The organism is Bdellovibrio svalbardensis (genome assembly GCF_029531655.1).
Lineage (GTDB): Bacteria > Bdellovibrionota > Bdellovibrionia > Bdellovibrionales > Bdellovibrionaceae > Bdellovibrio > Bdellovibrio svalbardensis.
In genome coordinates this window covers 778,547-800,054 of record NZ_JANRMI010000002.1, presented here as the reverse complement: position 1 = coordinate 800,054, position 21,508 = coordinate 778,547, and the positions used below count along the sequence as shown (strand labels likewise).

The window sequence follows — 21,508 nt, the reverse complement described above, 5'->3', positions numbered from 1 at the left end:
ATCTCTGGCTATTCCAGAGTCATATGCAATTTTCACCCTGGCCCTGCTGGGGTTAAATATAATTTCAACTCCCACTGGTTTGGAGCCGGATGCGAGCTGTTGTTTCGTAAAACGCAGCTCTGGGACAACTGAGGTGCTGATATGGCCAATACAAATGCGACGAAGCATTATGTTACAACTTTCTATAAGTTTTTGACTCTCCCAAACCCAGAGCAAACCCAAAAAGATCTCGAAAATAAAGCTGAAGAGCTCAACGTCAAAGGTCTCATAATTATCGGTCATGAAGGCTTTAACGCCACAGTGTCCGCTGAATCCGAAGCTTCTTTCGAGGCCTGGAAACAGTTCATTCGCGATCATTTCAATCAGCCTCAACAATTTTTTAAAGACTCTTATTCTGAAAAAGCTCCTTTCAGACGCTTTAAAGTAAAAATCCGTGAAGAGATTGTTACCGCGGGCGTTCCTGAAATGACTCCACCGGAAGGCATCAATCATCACCTCTCACCTTCTGAATGGAATCGCGTCATGAAGGAAGAAAAGGACTATGTGATGATCGATACTCGCAACTGGTACGAGTATAAAGTGGGAACCTTTAAGGGCGCTTTGAATCCTAATATCGAAAAGTTCACCGATTTCCCTCAATACATCGAGTCTCAAGGGATTTCCAAAGATAAGAAAATGCTCATCTTCTGCACGGGCGGAATTCGTTGTGAAAAAGGAATTCTGGAATTGCAAAAGCAAGGCTATGACAATGTTTATCAATTGGATGGCGGCATCATCAATTATCTCAATGAGTATCCGAACGATCAGTACGAAGGAGAATGCTTCGTATTCGATCATCGCGTGGCTTTGGATCAAAACCTTCAGCCATCGACGAAATATGGACTGTGCCCACACTGCGGTCAGCCTTCTGAAATCAAAATCGACTGTAAACGCTGCGACTCTGAAGAATTGATCTGCGTGGATTGTGCGAAACTTGAATTCAAGCAAGATACTTGCTCTAAAAACTGCGCTCACCAATGGAAACTTCACCCCGGCAAAAAAGGCGCGAAGCAGATTGTGCCCTTTGAAGTTGAAAAACTGAAGGCCCAAGGCGTGCAGCCGGAAAAGCTGCCAACGATTCAAGTGACTAAAACTAAAGTCGTTCAGATCAATGCCAAAGGCGAAGCTGAAACTATCAGCAAACGTTAAAGTGAATCGGGAGGCTTTTCACAGCCTCCCTTTTTTTTAATTATTTTTCGCCCCAGCCGTAATCCAATCCTTGATCGCCTGAATGGAAGCACTGCTTAACTTGCTTGAACCGCGAGGCATGCTGCCTGAATTGGTGGCGGTGTACAATGAACTCGATCCTGGTTTTCCCGCTGAAACATATCCCATCGTACCGCTGTAAGTTTTGAAGCTGCTGCTGTGGCAACTTGTGCAATGAACCTGCAGGATGTTTTTACTGATATACGAATAGGTCGCATTGGGGTTGGACGGTGCCGGAGCGGGTACTGGCGTTGGAGCTGGTGTGGGAACGGGAGTTGGTGTTGGCGAAGGCGCAGGGGTTGGAACCGGAGTTGGCGCTGGCGTTGGGACCGGTGATGGACGTGGCGTAGGCGTTGGAGAAGGCGCCGGCGCAGGAGTCGGATTCGGTGATGGTGTTGGAGTGCTTACACTTCCACTTGCGATCCATTGCTGAATCACCTGCTTTTCAGAGCTAGTCAACGGACTTCCCGGTGGCATCGAATTACTGACAATCTCATTGTAAATCAATGACTGACTTGGGCTTCCCGGCACAATCAGTCCCGCAGAAACCATATGCGAAATATCCGTTAAACCATAAACATTCCCAGATCCACCCGTGGAACCATGACAGGAGGAACAATTTGTCTGCAAAATGCCTAAGGCTTGGTCAGCATAAGGATTCGTCAGACTCTGTGATGAGTTGGTATCTGTTGCGGAAGAAGTTCCAGGCAGACTGCTCTCCCAGCTGGAATTAAATAGACCTTGCGAACAGGAAGTTAAAAGTGCGAGGGATCCAGCAACGAAAAATAATTTTGTTAATTTCATTGAATGACTCTTTCAGCTTAAAAGCTCGATATTGAAAAGGAGTATAGCAATGAACGTGCTATCCCTAGCGGATTTCACGCTGTCTAGACTTTTTTATTTTGTCGAAGTTCCTTTGATCGCCAAGAAACTTGGCGAAAGGCAGGGAATCTGAATGGGAATATGAAGATCTTCATATTCCAAAAAACCGCTAAGAGAATTCTCCCAGCGGTTTTTTTCTTCATACTATAATCCAATCTCATTGCGCTATGAAGCTAGTCGAAGCACTTGCGGATTGAGCCCCACTCACGGCGCTTATGTTCACCCGGTAAGATCCAACTGCCATTTTGTTTTTGGGAATCTGCAATGTCACGATCGCCTGCCCTTGAGAATCCGTCACAGCCGATAATGAAGAGATGCTTCCATTGGGCTTCGTGATTGACACACTAACCAAGGCACCAGCAACCGAAACTCCTCCTGACATCACCGTAGAAGTCACAATCACTGTACTGCTCTTAAGATAGACCGACTTATCGGTCTTCACCGCCGCACTGAGTATACTCACCGAAGCCACAGAATAACTGGCTGAGGCCATCGCACTATATAAGTTCGCTCCACTATTCACAGCCTTAGCAGACACATTGTAAAGTCCTGCCGCCGCCGTCGAACTCGATGTTACACTCAGAATGCTAGACGCTGTGGTTCCAGGGCTAAGATTTAAAGACGCACTTGAAAGATTTGAAATCCAACCACTCGGCACACTTCCCTCCAAATTTAAAATCGAAGCGGCACAACCGGTGCTGTCGTTATTCTTAACACTCACAGTGTATGCTACCAAAGTACCCGGCTTCACCGCAGCACTTGTGGATGGCGACATGATGACTGTCGGATTGGCGCGAATACAAGGAATTGTGCTTCCAATAGAAACATCCACTGTCGCAATACCATTTTGCAAAGACACCAGGTTGATTGAAATTCCGGCCGCTGAGTCGGTATAGGTCCTACCCACTGCGAGAGCCGCATCTTGCCAATCATTAAAATCCGCGGCAGACCCAGGAGTCATATCTAAAAGATCACTACTGTCCGGATTATCTTCTTTCCCCATATGGATTAAAACCCCATTTACAATGGCTGGTGCATAAGTCGCAATGCTTGCATCAAAACCAATCCCCTGACGAAGCTCCACATAATAGTAGGTTTTTCCACCAGAGACAGGATCAACACTTTTTAAGATTTTTAAGGCTTTGTTACCCATGGTGTTGGTTTCGTAAGCTTCAATTGTATAGGTGCCTGAGCTTGTGATTGTCATAATGGGCGGAGTATTGTTGTAGTTCAGCCAACCAAGCCGCTCTTTTTGATAGGCATTGTAGTGACGAGCATTAGGGCCACCCATTGTATCGAAATAGTCTCCGTAGGCGTTGCGAGTACAGTTGCTACCTAAGATCGTCGCTCCACAATCAAGGTTGTATGAATGCAACAAGCCCAGATTATGACCCATTTCATGAGTAAAATATCCAAGATTTAAGGTGCTAGTGCTCAGCCACAGGCTGGACTTCTGGCCTCCTGTAGCTCCAACCGCGGGATGACAGGTGTCACTGTAAGGTACGATATAGACATAGCGATTGTATTGAGAAAGATCCACACCCGCTGCGGTCGCCGCCTGCTGCGCGTACGCGGCAATATTATTCACACTGCAATTCACCTGTGACAAGGGCAACGTGTACCAGCCAAAAACACTGCCGGTCAGCCACGTTTTTCCAAAAGAATTTTCTTTAAAAAAGTTGTTCGCATTTACAAATACAACATCATTGGCTTGAGCGAGGGACATGGGCTGACTTGCGTTGTCCTGAAAGTTGACCATCAGAACAATTGTTTTTTGCTCACCAAGCGCATAAGGCGCCGAGGGCGCGGCCACGGTATGCGTGTTCAAAAAAAGAATACCTAGACAGACTAGTATGGATTTTTTGAAATCTCTTGTGCAGTTCATAACAACCTCCCTGAGTCTATGAGGTCTTTACTGCAAACCAGGCACCAGCTCAAAAAGAACCCACGGCTTTTTCACGTTCAGTTTTTCATACATGTTGAAAAACCTGACGTACAATTATCAATTTACTGCGTTCGACAAATCTGTGGGAGCAGTCCATTGCCCCCACGAATTTTCCGAACATCATTTCTCATGTTTCTATTAATTTTTGGATTTCAGAAAGACGACGATCTACCCTCTGGAAAACCGATTAGGCAATCAACTGGTTAAATACATATTTATATTATCTCTAGTGTTTCACTTTGCTTGATTTCTTAGTTTCATGAAAATGATGCGCCCCGAGTTTTAAACTGGCTTTTTTAGGTTTACGGCCACTCACGAGCCCCCGTTGAGCAGCTTTCTTTGATTCGCTTCTTTTATAGCGTCTTTGATTTTTCATAAAATCTTCCTCCGCTGTAGTTAAGAATATCCGCCATTACTGAATGGCGGAATATCCAGAGTCAACTAACAGTGACTCGATCTTACAGACTAAGGATGGGCGTATTTTTCTACGCTTTGTTTAATACCAGCAGCGGCCTTTGAAAAATCCTGGGCATTCATAGCTGGAATGAATTCAACATTCGCGCTCATAGCCAACCAAAAAGGTTCTGCCTTTGCTGGTATTTCATAACTGTTTTCAATATTGACGAAGGCAAAGATCGTCCTGACTCCGTTTTCCACGCAGAAATATGTCGCCTCCGGTTTAAGGTTCGAGATTAAACCGTCCATCTTCTGGTTAAAATCTTTGCTACTTATAAACTTATTGCCGGCCTCATTGGGTATGGAAATCTTAGTTAAAAAATGCATACATCCTCCTGAACAAAATCCTCGAATATATGCACCTCGACTTCAACCTTCTAATACTTGATGTGTGAAGGCACAGCTCCTAATCAGCTTGAGAGTACGCTTCTCTCGATCCGAAGCACAAAATACGATTCTTCAAGACCGTGCATTTCAGATCAGAATGCGAAATTCTTGCATCCGCGTTGCCATAGGTAGATTCGCCAACGCCTTTTTTGTAACCAGTGAAATCCTGCGCTTTTACAACAAAAACACCTTTTTGATTCGTTGGATTTAGACTAGACACACTGACGCTATTGTCTTGTTCATACACAAGCTCATTATTTGCCAAGGATATACTCATTTTATAATCATTATAACCAACATGAAATTCTTGAGACAGATCACGACTTCCAATGTTGTTCAAAATTACCGTGCCTGATCTTTTGATAACACCTTCTTTTAAATAGAAATCACCGTCATCACCGCGCTCAAAGGTCAGCTTAAAGCTATCAGTATACTGAATGATCATCATGACCGAAGCCGAAGCAGAGGTCGTCACCAAGAGCAGAGCTAAACCAAGAATTAATTTTTTCATAAACCTATTCTCCTAATTTGAATTATTGTTTCCTGAACGCAAACTATCAGAGGCCATTTTTAGAATCCACGAACAAGGAAGAACAAAAGCTGTCTAAAAGTTTGACAGCCGTCTAGCAAATTAAGCTCTGCCCCCAAAACAGCCTTTTCAGAATAAAAGTAGCAGACTCCAAGCGGCATAGCTCTTGATGAAAGAAGGCTTATGAAGTTGTTTTTATCTGTACTGATATATTTAATATTAGGATCGCCCTGGGCATTAGCTGAGGATCTTCATTGGGACCGAGTCTTCGGAGATCTGAATGGGATCGACGCCTCCACTATCACTCCGATCACGGATGAACGATTTCTTCTCATTGATAATATCTTTGGACCCAGCACCATGGTTTACAAGGTAGCGGAAAACAGTCGTTCGCAACGCCTTATAGACGAGGCCGTGCTCCAAATGTTTACGAGCAGCTATAAGAATTCACTTTGCAGCCTTGGTGGATCAACAGCCGAATTAGTCAAAATCTCATTTGGAGTTTCGGCAGACATTTCCAAACAGATCTCTGAAAACTGTCGTCAGGAAAATCCCCGTCTTGGAAATTTAGAAAGGCCACATAAAGCCTCAAAAACCTGGCATATTGCCGTCTCCGAAAATCCCACGCCTTTTCAAAGTTGGACGGGAACTTTCAACAACTCAATCATCTTTGTCGATGGGAAAACAAGTCGAGAAGAGTTTTACGCCCGAATTTTTCACGAACTCTATATTTCTTATGATTCATTTCTATTCCTGGGCGGAAACAACACTGCCGATATTTTTGACTTTTTTAAAATCAAATCCTCTTCAAAAGAAAGCTACTCCACAGCAATAGATGCTTTGGGGTATCCGCTTTTGAGAATGACTTTTGCTTCCATCCGAGGCGTGCAATTTGAAGCGCAGGTTGTTTCTGAGATCTTTGGGCTACAGGCCACGATGAAACTAGAAAGCTATCCTTTGATCACCCTTCTCCAGCAAAATGAATACGCTAAGGCCGCTTTGCTTGTTTCAGATTCATTGCTTCCACTTCAATCGTTTATTTTACCGTTTAATTATCTTATCGAAAAATATGATGAACGAATGTCGTTGTTCTCATCCTTATATCTAAACGAACAGGAAGCTCATCAACTTGTTAAACGTATGGAAACCTCTGGGGCCTCTTTCAACGTTTCTTCCCGCAGGTATTCACTTCTCGAATTGCTCTCAAAACCAGCACTCGGACCTCATGGCCAATTCTTTACATCCGGCCCAAGACCTCGCATTGGCGGTGGTTGGGCGAAAGAACAACAGTCTTCAATCCTGATCAACGACAGAAATTTACCAGCCCAGTGGAACTTGGATCAAGCTCCCTTAATGCAACCAAAGCCAAACATTAAGATTCCCAAAAACGATATTAAAGAAGCAACCCTAAATAACTTAAAACCATCATTCGAGAGAACTGAGGTTCATCCATGAGTAATGCCGCAAAGCGAATGGAAATGCACAGCCAGGCCTGGACGCTCGTGGAAAAGGGGCAATACCTAGATGGCCTGGATGTTTTTGTCGAGGCCATTGAAAACTATGGACCTCATGTCGGCTTGCTTTCAGATATGGTAGCAACTTACTATCTCATGGGACGAATCGATGATGCAGATTTCACCCTCAAACGACTTGAACAAGAGTATAGCAAAGCAGAATCTTCACTTTCCGAAAGATCCAAAGCCTGTACACTGATCTTTCTGGGCAAAATGTATGAAGAGAAAGCCTATTTGAGCAAAAGCCTATTTTACTACCAAAAAGCAAGCGAACTGCCAGGCATCGATCGTGACACTAAAATCAGATCCCTTTGCCAGATCCTCAGGTTGAAATCCTATATAGCACCTGACGAAACTTTGTCGTTAGTTTATGAAACTTTAGTTCATGCAAAAACAGAAAATGAAAATCTCATCACAGAACTGCAACATTCCCTAATGTTGGCAGAGCTGTCGCTCTTTGGACACAACTTCGCAAAGCATAGAATGCTTCGAGCCCTCGAAAACAAACAGAATGTATCCGATGAGAGACTCATCGTTGCAGACTATCTTGCAGAGTGCCTCAGATTCAATCTACCCATCGAGCAGTCCTTGGTAAATAAGGGCCAAGAAAACCTTGAGGAAGCAGATCATTTTGAAAGATTCATTTTCGAAATGGCTACAAAACATCAACACGCAGACCCATCGTCTGAAAATATTTTCGAACTATTTCATTTCATGCAAAATAAGATCTATTTATTTAATCAAATTAGACTACTGGATTTAATTGCACACATCTCCCCTGATCCGAAAATAAAAACAGAAGCTCAAAGAATTATTTCTTTTAAGGCGCTATCTCTTCCTCAGGAAGACCGGACATTGATCCACAATAGATTTTTACAGACCAATCAAGAAATCAACTCTTTAAGTCTATCACGCACAAAGCTTTTCTATGCTGGACAGGAAGTAGAGATCAAAACAAATATTTATAAAATGTTAGAGCTTCTAACTTCAAACCCTCAATTTGAAGTTGAACAATTCTGCATCGCTTTTTATGAAGAGTCCTATTCACTAAGTCACTTTGATCGCCTCAGGGTGTTTGTAATTCGGACCAACGAAAAACTCACGAAAGCCCTGGGGACCAAGCCACTCAAGCTGACAAAGAATCATCTCGAATGGCGAGGCCCAAATATTAGTCTGACCTCGAAATAGAACTTACGGCCCAGGTTCAGTAAAACATTTTTTCCAATCTACTTTATAAGAATCTTATCGCCGAAATTGAACGAATCAGAGCTGGGAAAGTTAAAGCATCTCGATCTAAAGTTGACGCAAATCTCTATCAAATCATAAATGAAGCGCGCAACTCTAAAAACCGTCAGTGGTTGCGCATCCAAGAATAAAGAATACCAACATTACATCTCTGGCCCGGGACCTTAGAAAATGATTCCCGGAACGATAATTAAACAGCCAGAAGCTTTACGACTTCTGGCTTCTCACTAATTATTAAAGAATTTTAAAATAAGATCGGACTAGCAACCGTACTCTTCGAAGGCCTCTACTAGCTTAAACTCTCCATCAATCACTTCGAAAACACCATTCATGGTATCAGGTGTTCTTCCTGTACCTTCGATGTACCAAGAGCATTGGACTTGATTGTTTTCAATTTCTTCACAATAGCCAGCCCCCTCCATAGCTCTCTCTTCACCCAAGTTTGCTTTCACGATGTTTTCCAAAGCATTTACTTGGGTCTCGCTTAAATTTAACTCAGCAGCGAAAGACATGTTTGAGAATGCGACAAGGGAAATGAACACTAAAGTTTTCATAGTATCTCCTTCTGGCGATTGCCGTTTTTGGTTGGACTCTTCTAAATCAACTCACTCTTCTTTGTATTGTTAGTTTTCTGTTTTAATAAAGATTTCAAGCATTCGTAATGCGGAAATTCAGTTCAATTTATCTTCGCCCTGCTGCTAATATTTTATTACCTGTTTCAACTCTCTCCAAAACAAAATTGAACCCGAAAACTTACGCCACCGTCAGAAACGGTGCGTGTTCTACAAGAATCACAAATAGCATTTTCCGAAAACATCCTTCGGAAAGAAAAAAGCCGCGCTGATAGTACTCAACGCGGCTTTAGATTATATTAATTAGAAAACAATGGACCTAAATTATCGAGAAGAAGGGTCTTTCCTGCCACGGAGGCGTATGCATAGGCTACGTTAGAGAAAATGCCATGACGGTATTTTTGAGCGACAGCCTTAAGGGACAGAGGCATGAGCCTGCGCCAGAGCAAGGAGAGACCTGCCAAAGACGCAGTTTGCCGCTTTTCACCACTCCACGCCTGATTTCATTTATTGAAAATCATAGCGTTGAGAATTGCCTGGAGGCAGGCTCATTTTTATGAATTAAACACCTTCACCGCCTCGCCTCTTTAAATCTATCGACTCTGATCTTGAATCATCACTATGGCAGAAAAGTATTCAGAGGGTTCTGGTGGCTGTGGAACATTGTCGACTATTTTTCCTACAGAGACCGGAGAGAGCACAGCTTGGTAACTCAGCCAAGGATCTGAGGATGCAGAGTGTGTGAGCATTGGAGTTTCATAATAAGCTGGACCCCAGCTTAAAGCCAAAGTGACAGATTTCAACGTCCGGTCTAAGCTTGTGTCTTGATAAAGGAGCACGGCTCCGCCGGCTACAACCGATACCTTTTGACCTTGTAGCTCGCCATCGCATCTTACCAACGAAAGATCCTCTGGGGTGATCGACAAAACATCTTGATAGACATTAATCAGGCTTTCCTTTGTACAAACGTCACTGACGTCAAATGCGGGAATCCCACTTTCGGTCGGTTTAAAAATAGATTTTTTGATTAAAACGGTGATCTTAGCTTGCCGAAGTGCCGTTGGATAATCCGCTTTGGCTGTTGTGATAAGAACAAAGAAAATCGAAACAAATGCAGCTAAATTCATTTTCATAGGACCTCAATTTTTGTCAAACCACTTAGAATAAAGTGTGGTTTGGAGGTTGGAAAACTACCATGAAGAATGAGGTCTGCGAAGAACTATATACGTACGAAACTGGTAGCATTAAGCGGTGCACGTGAAGATAGTGTGGCCCCAATGGTGGCTACAAAGCCATAGGCCTGGCGGGGCTGGTAGAAGCAGAGCCATCACTTGCTTGGCAGCGCTAAAGCCCTGTGCTATTTTTTTAAAAATGCAAACCTGCCCTCTTTGTTCTAAAAAAGCGTCACTTCATTCTGAACATTTATTTCCCGTTTGGATGGCAGCACCCCAAAATCCGACGCTAATGCTTTGTGAAGTTTGTCAAAAGCGCTTTGAACGCAACGCAGCCTTCACCATCGAGTTTTTTAAAGATCGAAAATTTTTGAAGAAAACCACTGAACCTGATTACTACGAAACTTTCTATGGCGCTGAACACCATCACAAGATTGCCCGCGCGGCATTGTTATATTTCATGGTGGGTTTAGCACTTAAGCAGCATTTGATCTTGGCCTCACAGGATGAGGACTTATTGGGCGGCAGTTTTGAGCGCCTAGCCCAGGATTACAACGGCCGCTTTCTTGAAGAAAACGACTATCAATTTTGGGCTGCCTATCAACCCGAATATGTGGCTACCTTGTCAGCTCCGCAACGAGTTCGCATCAAAAATCTCAATGCCATTGAATCTTGTATCTTTGGTTACCGCTTTTTCTTGATCACCGATCAGCGTTCCTTGCCACCTGACTCGCTGATCCGAAAGCTAGCGCAAAACGTTGATTTAGTAATTATGCAGGTTGAGTCTTCAAAAGATCTCTTTAAAGATTTTGAAGCCTTCATGGAGGAACGAGGCTAGGCCGCAAACCATTTGGTTTCGATGCGCGGAGTAAGTCTTAAGTCTATAGAAAGCCTAAAATGATGACCAGCGAATTTCATGATGTGAAGCTAGTTCCATGTCGAGTAATTGTTTAAAATTCAAATTCGTTTTGATCACCATTTTTGTTCTTTGCTCATGCCAGACGAAACCGAAAAAATGGACTTCTGATGATCTTATTATTTCAGATCAGGTATCATTGAATTTCGCTGAAAAATTATCTGCAAATCAAGCTGCTGAAGATATTGATTTTCTTATTTTTGCTCTCTCAAATGGATATGGCGGTCGCAAGTACGTCCCTGGCGATTCTTTTTCTAAAGCGATCACGGCTTTGAAAGATATTTCTAAACAGGCGACGATGGCTGAATTTCATGACCGCATTGATGAATCTCTTTTTATAATTCCTGACAATCATATGGCGGCCTATTACATGGGTAACGTCAGCAAGAAGCGTAGCGAGCAAAAGCAATTAGATGTTGGGCATGTTGGCGCAAATAACATTAAAGATCCTAATAAATTCTGGGAAACTAGAATTGACCGCGTCGGCAAGAAAAAAGTCCTATACATTTCGATTACCGAATTTCCTGACAGACAAAGCGAAGAATGGACGGGATTTATTCCTTCAGCATCTGCATTGAAAAAGAATGCAGATGCGATTGTCATAGATCTTAGAGGTAATATCGGGGGCGACGACACCAAGGGGATGGAGCTAGCACAATTATTATTTGGTCATCCCTTTGAGCATCCGATTTCTAAGCAGTATCGTAGTCAAACCGCAGAAACCTTGGCTTTAGCTGTCACTAAAAATAAGGTTCAAATAATCAATAAGAAAATACAAAAATTGCAAATCCCACCATATCTTGAGAATGGCCTCGATAATACTAAAGAGCAATACAACTTGGCTTTAAGTGGTCAGCTACCACCAGAGTATATTCGCACCGATAAGGGCGGCGGAAAAAGATCGGATCCTGTTACCGGTTTCAAAAAGCCGATTTACATTCTAATGGATCGCGCCTGTAGCTCAAGTTGTGAATTTACGATCGCAGCTTTTGAATGGAACAAATATGTAACAAAAGTTGGTGAAAACACCAATGGAACCTTTCATTTTTCAAATGCAGGAATGGTGGTTTTACCCAATAGTAAAATCAAAGTTAGTATTCCGACCCAGTATAGCGAATATTATGACCATCGTTTCATAGAAAGAATTGGTCTTAAACCAGAAATAAAAGTGTCAGAGGGTGACGACGCCTATGAAGTAACGAAGAAAGTTCTGAATGGTCAAAAAAGCGGGCCTTTTAGTTCTTCGCTAGAAAATCACGAATAGATTGTCTTAGTTTTTGATCGCTTAGGGAAAAATCTTTTCGAATTCCTCGAATACTATAGGCATCGATTCTTCGAAGTTGAGATTCAATGGCGCAAACTGTCTTTTATAATACTCGACGTGAACTCGACGCCAATATTCGAGAGTGCGATCACCCTCTCCTTCTCTAAAGGCATTTTCTTCGCTAATTTCATTGAAGGAGATAATAGACACCTTTGTCGTTTTCACGATGCAAACCGCTTCACCCCGTCCATCAACGACTAAAAAAATTCCGCCAACTACGGGAATTTGAGTTCCAGTTTTTTCAAAAGCCCAAAGAGCGGATGCCGTGGCACGTTTGATACCTTGATCTACGAGGATAGAAAGTTCGGTCGCTTCCTTGTCGTTATCCGAAAAAAAGTCGGCTACGATTTCGAATGGAGCTGGAACTCCAAGTGCCTCGTGATACTTCAGCCACATTTTTTTTACTGAATCAGTGTGTTCCATGAAGAGCTACTATATCACGACAGGCAGTTAGTCCACAATTCTAATGCTTTTAATCCCAACAACGTCTACAAACGTGCTGGCAAACTTAACACCAGGGAAAAAACTGGTGCCGATATCCCCTTCCCCATTCCATGAGGTAGGGTATATGTAGCGCGGGCTATCTCAGGTTCCTACCTTAGCCCCTTCGTAGTTGTATATATACACTAACTCGATCATTTACAGTCTGATATTTTGTACTACCATCCTAATTTTACAGAAGGAGTTTCCATGCAAACATCGACGGAAAAAAGCACTCATTCAACAGTTCACAAAAATTCTACATCTCAATCTCCCTTGATTGAAATGGAACACTCTTTCAATGTGCCCGTCGATCAACTTTTTAAGGCATTCAAAACTTCTGATGCTCTTAAAGCTTGGTGGTGGCCCAAAGGGCTTTATGCTGACCGAGTCGATATAGATTTTCGTAAGGGCGGGAAATACTTCATTAATATGAAGGGCTCTAATCAGGGTGGCGGAGATGGAATGACTGGTCTGTTTGAAGAAATCATTGAAAATGAACGTATCGTCTTGACAGATCAGTTCGCCGATAAAAATGGGCGAGCTATTTCAGCTCAAGAAGCACAGATGCCCGGAGACTGGCCGGAACTTGGTTATATCACTTTCGAATTTGATTCAGTAGACGAAAAGAAGAGTCGTATCCTGTTTACTCAAGAAGGAATTCCGGCTGAAATGAAAAAAGACTGCATTCAAGGATGGACCGAAATGTTTGATAAGCTCGAAGCTTATTTAGGAAGTCGTAACGTTACCAATACTTGAAATTTCGCGCAAAAACGGATGAACTTCATTTTTAGTAGGAATACGACCTCGTGAGATCAGGAATGCGCTTTGAACCGGCTCTAAATCACTAACGGGGGCAGTCATTGTTTACATTAGACAACTGTGAGTCTGAAATGCAATGCGCCACCGGCGCCGCAAGTGAAGTTAAAAATAAAAAAGGCCAACTTGTTTGAGTTGGCCTTTTAATTCGAACTTTTCTGTTTTAGAAAATTTTAAGAAAATTGGTTGCGGGGGCAGGATTTGAACCTACGACCTTCGGGTTATGAGCACGCAACAGGCAAATTTGTAACATCTTAGTTTTATTAGTATTTACCAACAATAACGTACACTTACTTGAAATTTCAGTTCGGAATTTTTCGATCAATTTCGGTGCTTTTCGAGAGCTCGTGGACCCTCCGTGGACCCTCGTCGCCCCTACTTCCTCACATTTCAAATTGCCTAACCCTTTCAAAAGCTAACTTCCTAAATAGCGTCAAACGCTATGAAAAAGCGCAAATATCTATTTTTTAAATTTCAAAAGTTAGCCTTGAATTTGCCATCTGCAACTTTTGAAAATTGATTTTTTGCCTAAAAATGCCCGACTGTCATTATACCTCCCACAATAAATTTAGTTCCAAGAAACCTAGAGCCAACTACATCAAAAAGATTAGATTGCACTTCAATTTAAAACTGAAATAGCAACTTCGCCGGAGGGTGGAGATTGTTTTTTATATTTTGAAAACACTTGTCGTCACGAGCTGACAATTTAATTTTACAGATCGGTTTGGCATTGAGAGGTGGGATCACTTTCCCGATACTACTTAGATGAGAAACAAGATATTTATCGGTATTGCTGGGATTATTACTTTAGTATCAGTACCGCTAGTTGGTCATGAGTTATTTATTTTCGCAAGCCACGGATTTAGCCGCGACTACTATCTCATCGACCGCTGCCAAGACAACGGCGGCTGCTGGGACTACTCCAACCGCACCTGCAGAAACGCCCGCGGCGACAGTCCTAAAGAGCCAAAGGCTTGCAAGCTGAAGTAGCCCACACGGGAAACATATCAAACAGGAATCCTATGCCCAAAGAACTATGTAACAAATCTCACCGGCATGGTAGTGAACAGTGCCCCTACTACCTATTACTCATCACTTAATTTGCAAAGAGACTCGAGAATTAAAACCCTAGGGTCGTCACCAGGAATTGGATGATCAGGGATTGTATTGGTTACTATATTACAAAGGTACTTTTGGTCAGCTGGCTTTTGTACTTTGAGTTTCTTAGCAAAGCTTTCTGTTGAGGAGATAAATACGGTGCCCACCAGGTATTGGAAGTCTTCATCGACTTTACTTTGATTAGCCACCGCCACGTCGATAATATTATCAACTAAAAGATCTTCGTTCTTAAATTCACTGACCGAGTCATTTAAACAAGCCGTTTTTTCTTTTAAATCGCCAGCGAAAAGTTTTGAATTCGCCACAGCTTTACTGAATTCTGAAATACAGCGCTCCATTGGACCGGGTCCTTCGTGGATTCCCGGAGGATTTACGAAAAAATAAGCTCCACCCAAAAGTGCAAATACACCTATAGTCAAATATACCTTAGCTCCTTGAGCAGACTTTCTCGTTCTAAATACACCAATAGCAATTGAACCGAGGCCAATTAGAGTTAAAGCTCCGAAAGTAAATATTTGAAATCTAAAAGACATTACTTACTCAGTCCTGATTCGTTTATCTGCTGATTTTCTCCAATAAAGAAATCTTCATTCTATTCGCAGTCTTTGGGGTCGAGTTTATTGATTTGCTTTATTGATTTGGGAACAAGTACTGAGAGGCCTTCTAGGTTGCCTTCGATCTCAACGAGGCCTTTTAATCCAAATCCGGGAGTTCCGGATTGTTCTATCACGTGAATGTCATTTGTAAATTTTCGACCACATGGCAGATCTGACAGATATGTTTGAGTCAGATCCACCTTTTGTAGATCCCCTCTAACTCTGACTCTCTTCCCAACCAGCTCTTTATGGAATACCAGAAGATCTGCCACAGATACTAAGTCACCTTCTTTGAAATTCGCTGTGACCTTGGCTTTTCTAAGTTCCTTGTCTTGATCCAATTTTGAAGCGACTTCCGAAGACCATATTTCCGACTTTAGCCACTGCCCTAACGGCAAAAGCAAAGCCACTAAGACCACAATCGCAGCATAAGTTAATCTAGATTCCTTCGGTTCATTCCCATCATTCCGCATCCCAAAATGCTCACCTATAAACAATATCTTGTCATGTCAAATTACCTTGTCTAACATTAAGGTATGACTAATTTGGCTTTGTCTCTTTTTACTTTCTCAATTCTATTTGTAATTTCTGCTCTTGCTGAAAATAGCGCAAAAATTGGAATTCTTGAGTATTCCAAAACTCCAGCTTCACCTGGGGAGGAGTCTAAAGAGATTAGAACCGTGAGAGCGGTCTTTTATAAAAAAAATGGAAAATGGACTACTGACAATCAGGCTTTTAAAAAGACCACTTGGACTGTAACCTTTGATGGGAAGAACATCGGTGAAGTCACAACTGATAATGATGATAAGACTGCCACTTCAATTTCGCGAATTGGTTTACAAAAGATCACAAGCCCCGTTGATAAAACTCCTTCAATTGGAAAGCTCTCAGACGAATTTAGTACCTGGACAGACCAAAGGGTCTATCTTCCACTTGTTCTTACGACTGGCAAATTCAATAATGATCCTGAGAAATGGAAACCAGCGAAGCTCACGAAAGAGTTAGAGGTAGACGTTCGAAAGCAGTTTCGAAAGAACTTCCCAGACGTAAAGAATTGCGAAGATCCTAGCAGCCCTTACAAGGACTGGAAATACACAGATAAAGATCTAAAGATCGTTAAGGCTTATAAGAATACCAACGATCTAAAAGTCGTAGGTTTGGATCTTGGCCCTTACAACTGTGATGGCCCACCTGAAGTAGCATATTCAAGAGCCTGGTATTTGATTAAACGAAATGGGAATATTGAATACTTAGATTCAGGTATGACCCTAGTAGACGCTGGCGACTATGACAATGATGGGAATTCAGAACTCATCTTCCAAGTCAGCCGCTACAACCGCGGCGGCTACATCATGTATACTGATAACCTCACCAACCACACCGACTTCCTCTTCTCTTACCATTGAAAGATACTCGAATCACAAAGATGCAGATTGACCACCAGAATCGATAGCTTCATTCATCTCTTGAGTTTCGCCTACAATGATATTGCTATCATTTACAAAGATATTATATTTCTGCACTAGCTTTTTCATAGCCTTCTGAAGTCCAGCAAGTTTACCAATTTTGGTATTAATAGTTGGTACTAGGCGATTATATTCCTCTATTTCTCCGTTGGCCTTAAGCTTAAGCATCTGCTTATTCAAACTTGAAATCGTGTCGGTGCAATTTTCAATTTCCGCCTGCGTTCGTACAATCTCAACTTTGACTTTTTTCATTTTATCACTATAAGATCTAATAAATTTCTTTCTCCATTCAAATTCTTCTTCAGAATGCCGAGACAATTGAACAATCTGCTTTCTCATTACAAAGTATTTCGAATAATATTCTTCAAGTTCTATTGGCAATGATGAAATTTCAGTTCCAATGATAGAATGCAATTCACTGGTTCGATCGCGCACACTCTGGTCGCCATACAAACTAATGCGTCGACTAACCTCTTCAGATGCACCTCCTCTCGCAACCTGATCAAGCAGGTGCTTTATTTCTAATATTTCTTCCGTTTTATATTTTGAGTACACAGCATGTAAAAGCTCATGAGCAGCAACAGACTCAGTTAACCCAAACAACCGCTCATCGTTAACATCTAATATAAATATTCGCCCAGAACGCTTATCATAACAACCCAATGTCATTTGCCCTTGGGTATCACTGCCGCAAAACGCATTCAGTTGAATGCGATCCTTAACAAGCATTGGATCCGCAAGAAAGAACACCCTTTTTGAGTATTCAGTCATACCAGTCGATTCAACAATGCGTTTTATTTTTGCTGATGGAATATATTTTTGCAGATACAGGTCTTCTGCCGCAGTTTGACGCGCTTCAGGTGATAGCTCGCTCCTCCATTTATCAATAAAAAGTGAAGAGAAAAATAAGGAACCCACGAATGCTCCAAACACCACACAAAATCCCGAAATCTTAGAAAATCGTCGATTGCAATATCTAACTATAGATCCGAAAAATACAAATGCTCCAACATACACTCCAAGGGAAATTCCCCCTACAAATACCAGTTCAATTGTATTCAACTTAAAAAAGTAAGATGCTCCCAATAAAATTCCGCAGACTGGTAGAGATATATAGGGAAATCTTATCGCTAGCATCAGCAGGTAAAATGGAATTTGATACATTATCAGCTCCTTGGTCTGCACTTTTATATCAACTGCAAAGCGCACACCACTCCAACTAAACTAGATTTAGATTTAGCTTCAAATGTTTAGTACTGTGACGAATATTGCTTCCCGGGATCAAACTATCGACGTCTCAATTTGAGATAACTGTAGTCCCGGTTGATCAAAATAGGTTAGGTGCGCGGCGGAGGTGCTTTGGTTCCCAGAGGCGTATTTGATAATACGTCGAGGATAGCCGAAGCGCCGACAACAAAGCAGATGACCCATTTTCATCGACCTCAAAGAGTGCTTGGTTGGTCGGTGATTAGGATTGAGATCCCCGTCACCTCACCAACCACCGTAAACTCCGGCGCACTTCGTTGCTTCTCCGCCAACCGTTCGGCACTCTTATTAAGTGCCGCCCCCAACGCCTTCTTCCCTGTGGTATCTAAGCTCGGCTCTTCCACATAATTGCCCAAGACATTTTGCGACCTGTTGATACTGGCATCGGCGATACCTGCAGCTGCCGCACTTAAGAATTCTGCTATGAAGAATTTCTTTTCATTGCTGTGATATTCGCCTTCTATGAGCGAATACCCGGCGAGTTGATAGAGGTCTTCGCCCTTGTTTTGGCGGATTTGTTTAAAGTTGATAAGAACTTTTTTAGAGTTTTTCTCCAAGGTCGCTTCGCCTACTAGGATGGCGCCTTTGAGTTTGCCACTCGAAACCGTAGCTCTGACGGGCGTCTTGCTGTCTGGATAGACTGTCACTTCTTCCGTGATCTCAGCGCTTAGCACCTCGCCTACTCTTAGGCCCTTAAATTTCAGGCCTACTCGCTCTTTGGGGGTGATTTCGGCAGAGTCTTCTACTTTATATTTGGAGATCACAAGGATCTCCTTATCTAAATTACCTCTCACCGAAGTAGATACTGCCTTTCGCGGTGGCTGCTTCGGTACTGGCTTTTGAGCTACTTCATTTCCGCGTGCTGATGGCACACTCACCTCTGTGCGCGGTGTAGCGCGAAATAAACTCTCTCGAGCAAAGGAAATTGAAATCAGAAAAATTATGATACCCATTATTCGTCTCCTAATTTTACTGATTCTATTAATTTTGATTTCGGAGCGCGGGACTGAATTATAACTCCTCTGTCGTGCGCTTCGCTGGCATTCAGTCCCGCGCTTATCTTGGAACGTTCCTTGGCAGTTTCGGATTGTGGAAATCCAAAACTACCCCTGATCAGGACGTAGTCCTGGTGGCTCGTTTTACTCGGAATTAAGTCGAACACATAGACGTGTCTATCGACTCTTACGATCATATTGGTCGGCTCTGCATTCTGATGTTTAAGCCTCAACGTCACTTCTTTAGGATTACTTGGTGATATTTCTGCCTTAATGCTATCAGTATTCCCCACCTTCACTCCAATGACCGCTTGCTTAAACTCCACCGTGCTCACCAAACCTGCATGAAGATAGATCTTCTTCACCTGACTTAAATCCTTGCTGATAGATGAAATTCTTTTGATTTCTTTTTGTCCTGCGCTTGAATCATTCCCCAATCCCATAGCGAGCAAGAAAATGGCTGAGGCCGCGACGCGAGGGAGAGTTGCGCGGAGGAATACTAAGAGTATTTCGCACAAGCGGCTCGACCGAGCAACAAAAGCCCCAGTCATTTTATAAGCGCTAGAGAGTCGCATCTGACAGTTCATCCACTTCATAACCCCAAGGGTTTTTCTCAGTTCTTTCTGATCTCCTATAAGAAAGAATGACCTTTAGCCTTACTTTCTGCTCACTCATTCTCGAGCGAATCGTTAACAGCAAGATTGCTTCGATTTTAGAATTGTCTATTCTATCTATGGACTGAATCTCAGCACTTTGAGAGAGCGGTGTTTTCTTTAGATTTACTCCTAGCTGAGCAATTTTATCCCGCTGTAATGCCCACAGGTCATTACTAAATAGATCAGTGGAAAGACTCATACGCTCGTTGAAGTTGAGCTCATTGTAGCTATAGTACATTTCAAAGAAGTATTTAAGAAATGCCTTCAGTTCTGATTGAACTAAGCGGTCACTACTAGTAGTGATTATTCTCGTCCCAGCCTCATCAATACCAATGAGAACTGTTTTGTCACTCTTGAGCACTGCCCATGCAGTTGCCGTTACGGCCCACAACAACAATGCAATGAAAGACAGCCAATAGAGAATGCTTTCTCTTAAGAGTTTGGATTTATAGAGTAACTTGATCATAATCCCATTCCTACGGCTTTAACGGCGGCGCTAATTACGCCGGTCGAGCTCATACTGCGGAACAATACTATGCAAAAGATGGGTGACAGGAGTTGTAACAGTTGAATCACTCCCCAGAATATCACCGTCCGAATTGGGGACTCCTGGAAATGGGGCCATAGAGCCTTTCCCAAAACTCCTAGGAGATTCCACAAGACCGGCCAGAGAGCCATAGCGAGTAGACTTTGAAAGTAGGCTTGAATGCCGTTTGAGAGTTTTAAGATAGTGCTCGTAAATATAAACACTGGCGCAACGGCCAGCAATACTGCAATCAGCACTGAGTAAATGCTTTGCACGAAGATTTGAATGGCGATGTCGCCGATCTTTCCTAGAACTTCAAAGATCACCGAATCGCCGTTAAGCTCTTTTAGAAACTTCTCAAGTGTACTTTGCACGCCATCGATTTGAGTGTAGGAGATCTTAGCGGATAGAATTGCCACTGATCCAAGCAGAAGTTTGATCAGCATAGGAAAAAGCGCGATCAAACCAAAGAAAGTTATGACATCTTTAAACAGAGCTGAATATTCATGCGCCCCTGAAATGGTCGCAGACAAAAACACTGTTCGCATTATAAAGACAACTCCCACAAAGGAAGACACAATCACAGAAGTCTGCGTGAACAGTTTAAGGCTCTCCTCAAGGAGTAGATTGTCCATTGGGCTCACAGCACCCCACGCAAGCCCGAAGGCGTTAAGCTTTTCTCTCTCTCTTGCTCAACAATGCTTTCAAGCAGAATAGACCTTCGGGCTTTGTTCTGACGCTCTTCGAGCGAAGAGAGAAACATCTGGCGGCGGATGGCTTGGAGTTCATCGAGGATCATGGAGTTGATTTTTAGTTGCTGCACCTGTGCCGCGTACGACCCCGCCTTGGGCCGAAAGCCCATGACTTCGGCAATCCGTTTAGAGGCCGCAATCATAGTCTTAATAGCACGAAGTTTTTCCTGTAGGGATTTAGCGCGGGAAAGGTCAGCTTGAAGCAGTTGATGCACCTCGCGCGAGTTGGCATTCACCTCCCCCACCCGCGAATTAAGTTTCTCCAACTCTCCAACCGCCTTCCGCACCTCCTCCTCACTCTCCGGAGATACATCCAACTCCCCCAGTAAGTCAGACAAGGCGAAGCCTACCCCAATAGTTTCGTCTATGGTGCCGAAGGCACCAGTGAGACCGCTCGCCAAAGTAGTTGGGTCAAAGGCAAGACCCTTTGATCCCGACAATGAAATGGTTAGACTCGCGGTCGAACAAATGCAGAGCCGCCACCAGCGGCTGGGAAATAGACATAAATATGTCCTAATATCTAAACAACTTTCAGCCTTGAGTGTGCTCAAAATAAAAAATGCCTCCGACTTTCATCGGAAGCACTTTCCATTCTAACTTTAAATTTGATTTGTTCTTAATTGATGTCCGAACCTTGTTCTACAAC

General features: G+C 42.8%; 24 protein-coding genes. 8 read left to right on the top strand and 16 right to left on the bottom strand.

What is annotated here, in order from left to right:
* Nucleotides 1-141: 141 nt before the first annotated feature.
* Nucleotides 142-1,188, top strand: coding sequence for an oxygen-dependent tRNA uridine(34) hydroxylase TrhO (trhO, locus tag NWE73_RS09030; protein WP_277577985.1), 1,047 nt, complete (start codon nt 142-144; stop codon nt 1,186-1,188).
* Nucleotides 1,189-1,224: 36 nt separating this feature from the next.
* On the opposite strand, the gene NWE73_RS09025 is transcribed toward trhO, so the two are convergent.
* The 5 genes from NWE73_RS09025 to NWE73_RS09005 all read right to left on the bottom strand — a co-directional run bounded on the left by NWE73_RS09025 (nt 1,225) and on the right by NWE73_RS09005 (nt 5,426).
* Nucleotides 1,225-2,049, bottom strand: a complete 825-nt coding sequence (locus NWE73_RS09025) for a hypothetical protein (RefSeq protein ID WP_277577984.1) — start codon at nt 2,047-2,049, stop codon at nt 1,225-1,227.
* A 235-nt stretch (nt 2,050-2,284) separates the two neighbouring features.
* Entirely contained in the window at nt 2,285-4,012 is a 1,728-nt protein-coding gene (locus tag NWE73_RS09020) for an NEW3 domain-containing protein (protein WP_277577983.1), read from the bottom strand.
* 286 nt (nt 4,013-4,298) lie between these two features.
* Nucleotides 4,299-4,448 carry a hypothetical protein gene (locus NWE73_RS09015; RefSeq protein ID WP_277577982.1) on the bottom strand — a complete coding sequence of 50 codons (150 nt, stop codon included), beginning with the start codon at nt 4,446-4,448 and terminating at the stop codon, nt 4,299-4,301.
* A gap of 89 nt (nt 4,449-4,537) precedes the next feature.
* Complete coding sequence (locus NWE73_RS09010) at nt 4,538-4,855, bottom strand: hypothetical protein (protein WP_277577981.1); 318 nt, start codon at nt 4,853-4,855, stop codon at nt 4,538-4,540.
* Between the two features lie 79 nt (nt 4,856-4,934).
* Nucleotides 4,935-5,426 (bottom strand): hypothetical protein, encoded by a 492-nt coding sequence (locus NWE73_RS09005; protein ID WP_277577980.1) that lies wholly within the window; start codon nt 5,424-5,426, stop codon nt 4,935-4,937.
* A 201-nt stretch (nt 5,427-5,627) separates the two neighbouring features.
* On the opposite strand from NWE73_RS09005, the gene NWE73_RS09000 reads away from it, so the two are divergent.
* Both NWE73_RS09000 and NWE73_RS08995 read left to right on the top strand, forming a co-directional pair.
* Complete coding sequence (locus NWE73_RS09000; protein WP_277577979.1) at nt 5,628-6,899, top strand: hypothetical protein; 1,272 nt, start codon at nt 5,628-5,630, stop codon at nt 6,897-6,899.
* Between the two features lie 272 nt (nt 6,900-7,171).
* Nucleotides 7,172-8,146 (top strand): hypothetical protein, encoded by a 975-nt coding sequence (locus NWE73_RS08995; RefSeq protein WP_277577978.1) that lies wholly within the window; start codon nt 7,172-7,174, stop codon nt 8,144-8,146.
* 317 nt (nt 8,147-8,463) lie between these two features.
* On the opposite strand, the gene NWE73_RS08990 is transcribed toward NWE73_RS08995, so the two are convergent.
* Together NWE73_RS08990 and NWE73_RS08985 are read right to left on the bottom strand one after the other, a co-directional pair.
* Nucleotides 8,464-8,757, bottom strand: a complete 294-nt coding sequence (locus NWE73_RS08990; protein ID WP_277577977.1) for a hypothetical protein — start codon at nt 8,755-8,757, stop codon at nt 8,464-8,466.
* Between the two features lie 611 nt (nt 8,758-9,368).
* Nucleotides 9,369-9,908 (bottom strand): hypothetical protein, encoded by a 540-nt coding sequence (locus tag NWE73_RS08985; protein ID WP_277577976.1) that lies wholly within the window; start codon nt 9,906-9,908, stop codon nt 9,369-9,371.
* A 304-nt stretch (nt 9,909-10,212) separates the two neighbouring features.
* Here NWE73_RS08985 and NWE73_RS08980 point away from each other — a divergent pair, with 304 nt between their 5' ends.
* Nucleotides 10,213-10,785: a hypothetical protein gene (locus NWE73_RS08980; protein ID WP_277577975.1), complete on the top strand. Its 573-nt coding sequence runs from the start codon at nt 10,213-10,215 to the stop codon at nt 10,783-10,785.
* A 130-nt stretch (nt 10,786-10,915) separates the two neighbouring features.
* Nucleotides 10,916-12,127, top strand: coding sequence for a S41 family peptidase (locus NWE73_RS08975; RefSeq protein ID WP_277577974.1), 1,212 nt, complete (start codon nt 10,916-10,918; stop codon nt 12,125-12,127).
* Between the two features lie 21 nt (nt 12,128-12,148).
* On the opposite strand, the gene NWE73_RS08970 is transcribed toward NWE73_RS08975, so the two are convergent.
* Nucleotides 12,149-12,610, bottom strand: coding sequence for an ASCH domain-containing protein (locus tag NWE73_RS08970; RefSeq protein WP_277577973.1), 462 nt, complete (start codon nt 12,608-12,610; stop codon nt 12,149-12,151).
* Nucleotides 12,611-12,877: 267 nt separating this feature from the next.
* Between NWE73_RS08970 and NWE73_RS08965 the strand changes: the two genes are divergently transcribed.
* The gene (locus NWE73_RS08965; RefSeq protein ID WP_277577972.1) at nt 12,878-13,426 is read left to right on the top strand and encodes an SRPBCC family protein; all 549 of its coding nucleotides are present in this window, start codon (nt 12,878-12,880) and stop codon (nt 13,424-13,426) included.
* An 825-nt stretch (nt 13,427-14,251) separates the two neighbouring features.
* Nucleotides 14,252-14,476 (top strand): hypothetical protein, encoded by a 225-nt coding sequence (locus NWE73_RS08960; RefSeq protein WP_277577971.1) that lies wholly within the window; start codon nt 14,252-14,254, stop codon nt 14,474-14,476.
* Between the two features lie 95 nt (nt 14,477-14,571).
* Here the strand turns inward: NWE73_RS08960 and NWE73_RS08955 are convergent, their stop codons facing one another.
* Entirely contained in the window at nt 14,572-15,138 is a 567-nt protein-coding gene (locus NWE73_RS08955; protein WP_277577970.1) for a hypothetical protein, read from the bottom strand.
* Nucleotides 15,139-15,197: 59 nt separating this feature from the next.
* Nucleotides 15,198-15,674: a hypothetical protein gene (locus tag NWE73_RS08950; protein WP_277577969.1), complete on the bottom strand. Its 477-nt coding sequence runs from the start codon at nt 15,672-15,674 to the stop codon at nt 15,198-15,200.
* Between the two features lie 63 nt (nt 15,675-15,737).
* On the opposite strand from NWE73_RS08950, the gene NWE73_RS08945 reads away from it, so the two are divergent.
* Nucleotides 15,738-16,607, top strand: coding sequence for a hypothetical protein (locus tag NWE73_RS08945; RefSeq protein ID WP_277577968.1), 870 nt, complete (start codon nt 15,738-15,740; stop codon nt 16,605-16,607).
* A 12-nt stretch (nt 16,608-16,619) separates the two neighbouring features.
* Here the strand turns inward: NWE73_RS08945 and NWE73_RS08940 are convergent, their stop codons facing one another.
* The 6 genes from NWE73_RS08940 to NWE73_RS08915 all read right to left on the bottom strand — a co-directional run bounded on the left by NWE73_RS08940 (nt 16,620) and on the right by NWE73_RS08915 (nt 21,413).
* Nucleotides 16,620-17,831 carry a hypothetical protein gene (locus NWE73_RS08940; RefSeq protein WP_277577967.1) on the bottom strand — a complete coding sequence of 404 codons (1,212 nt, stop codon included), beginning with the start codon at nt 17,829-17,831 and terminating at the stop codon, nt 16,620-16,622.
* A 278-nt stretch (nt 17,832-18,109) separates the two neighbouring features.
* Nucleotides 18,110-18,886 carry a hypothetical protein gene (locus tag NWE73_RS08935; protein ID WP_277577966.1) on the bottom strand — a complete coding sequence of 259 codons (777 nt, stop codon included), beginning with the start codon at nt 18,884-18,886 and terminating at the stop codon, nt 18,110-18,112.
* The gene (locus NWE73_RS08930; RefSeq protein ID WP_277577965.1) at nt 18,886-19,524 is read right to left on the bottom strand and encodes a hypothetical protein; all 639 of its coding nucleotides are present in this window, start codon (nt 19,522-19,524) and stop codon (nt 18,886-18,888) included. The genes NWE73_RS08935 and NWE73_RS08930 overlap by 1 nt, the downstream gene beginning before the upstream one ends.
* On the bottom strand, nt 19,490-20,050 hold the full coding sequence (locus tag NWE73_RS08925) for a VirB8/TrbF family protein (RefSeq protein WP_277577964.1): 561 nt from the start codon (nt 20,048-20,050) through the stop codon (nt 19,490-19,492). The genes NWE73_RS08930 and NWE73_RS08925 overlap by 35 nt, the downstream gene beginning before the upstream one ends.
* Complete coding sequence (locus NWE73_RS08920; protein ID WP_277577963.1) at nt 20,047-20,658, bottom strand: hypothetical protein; 612 nt, start codon at nt 20,656-20,658, stop codon at nt 20,047-20,049. The genes NWE73_RS08925 and NWE73_RS08920 overlap by 4 nt, the downstream gene beginning before the upstream one ends.
* Nucleotides 20,659-20,750: 92 nt before the next feature.
* Nucleotides 20,751-21,413, bottom strand: a complete 663-nt coding sequence (locus tag NWE73_RS08915) for a hypothetical protein (protein ID WP_277577962.1) — start codon at nt 21,411-21,413, stop codon at nt 20,751-20,753.
* Between the last annotated feature and the right edge of the window lie 95 nt (nt 21,414-21,508).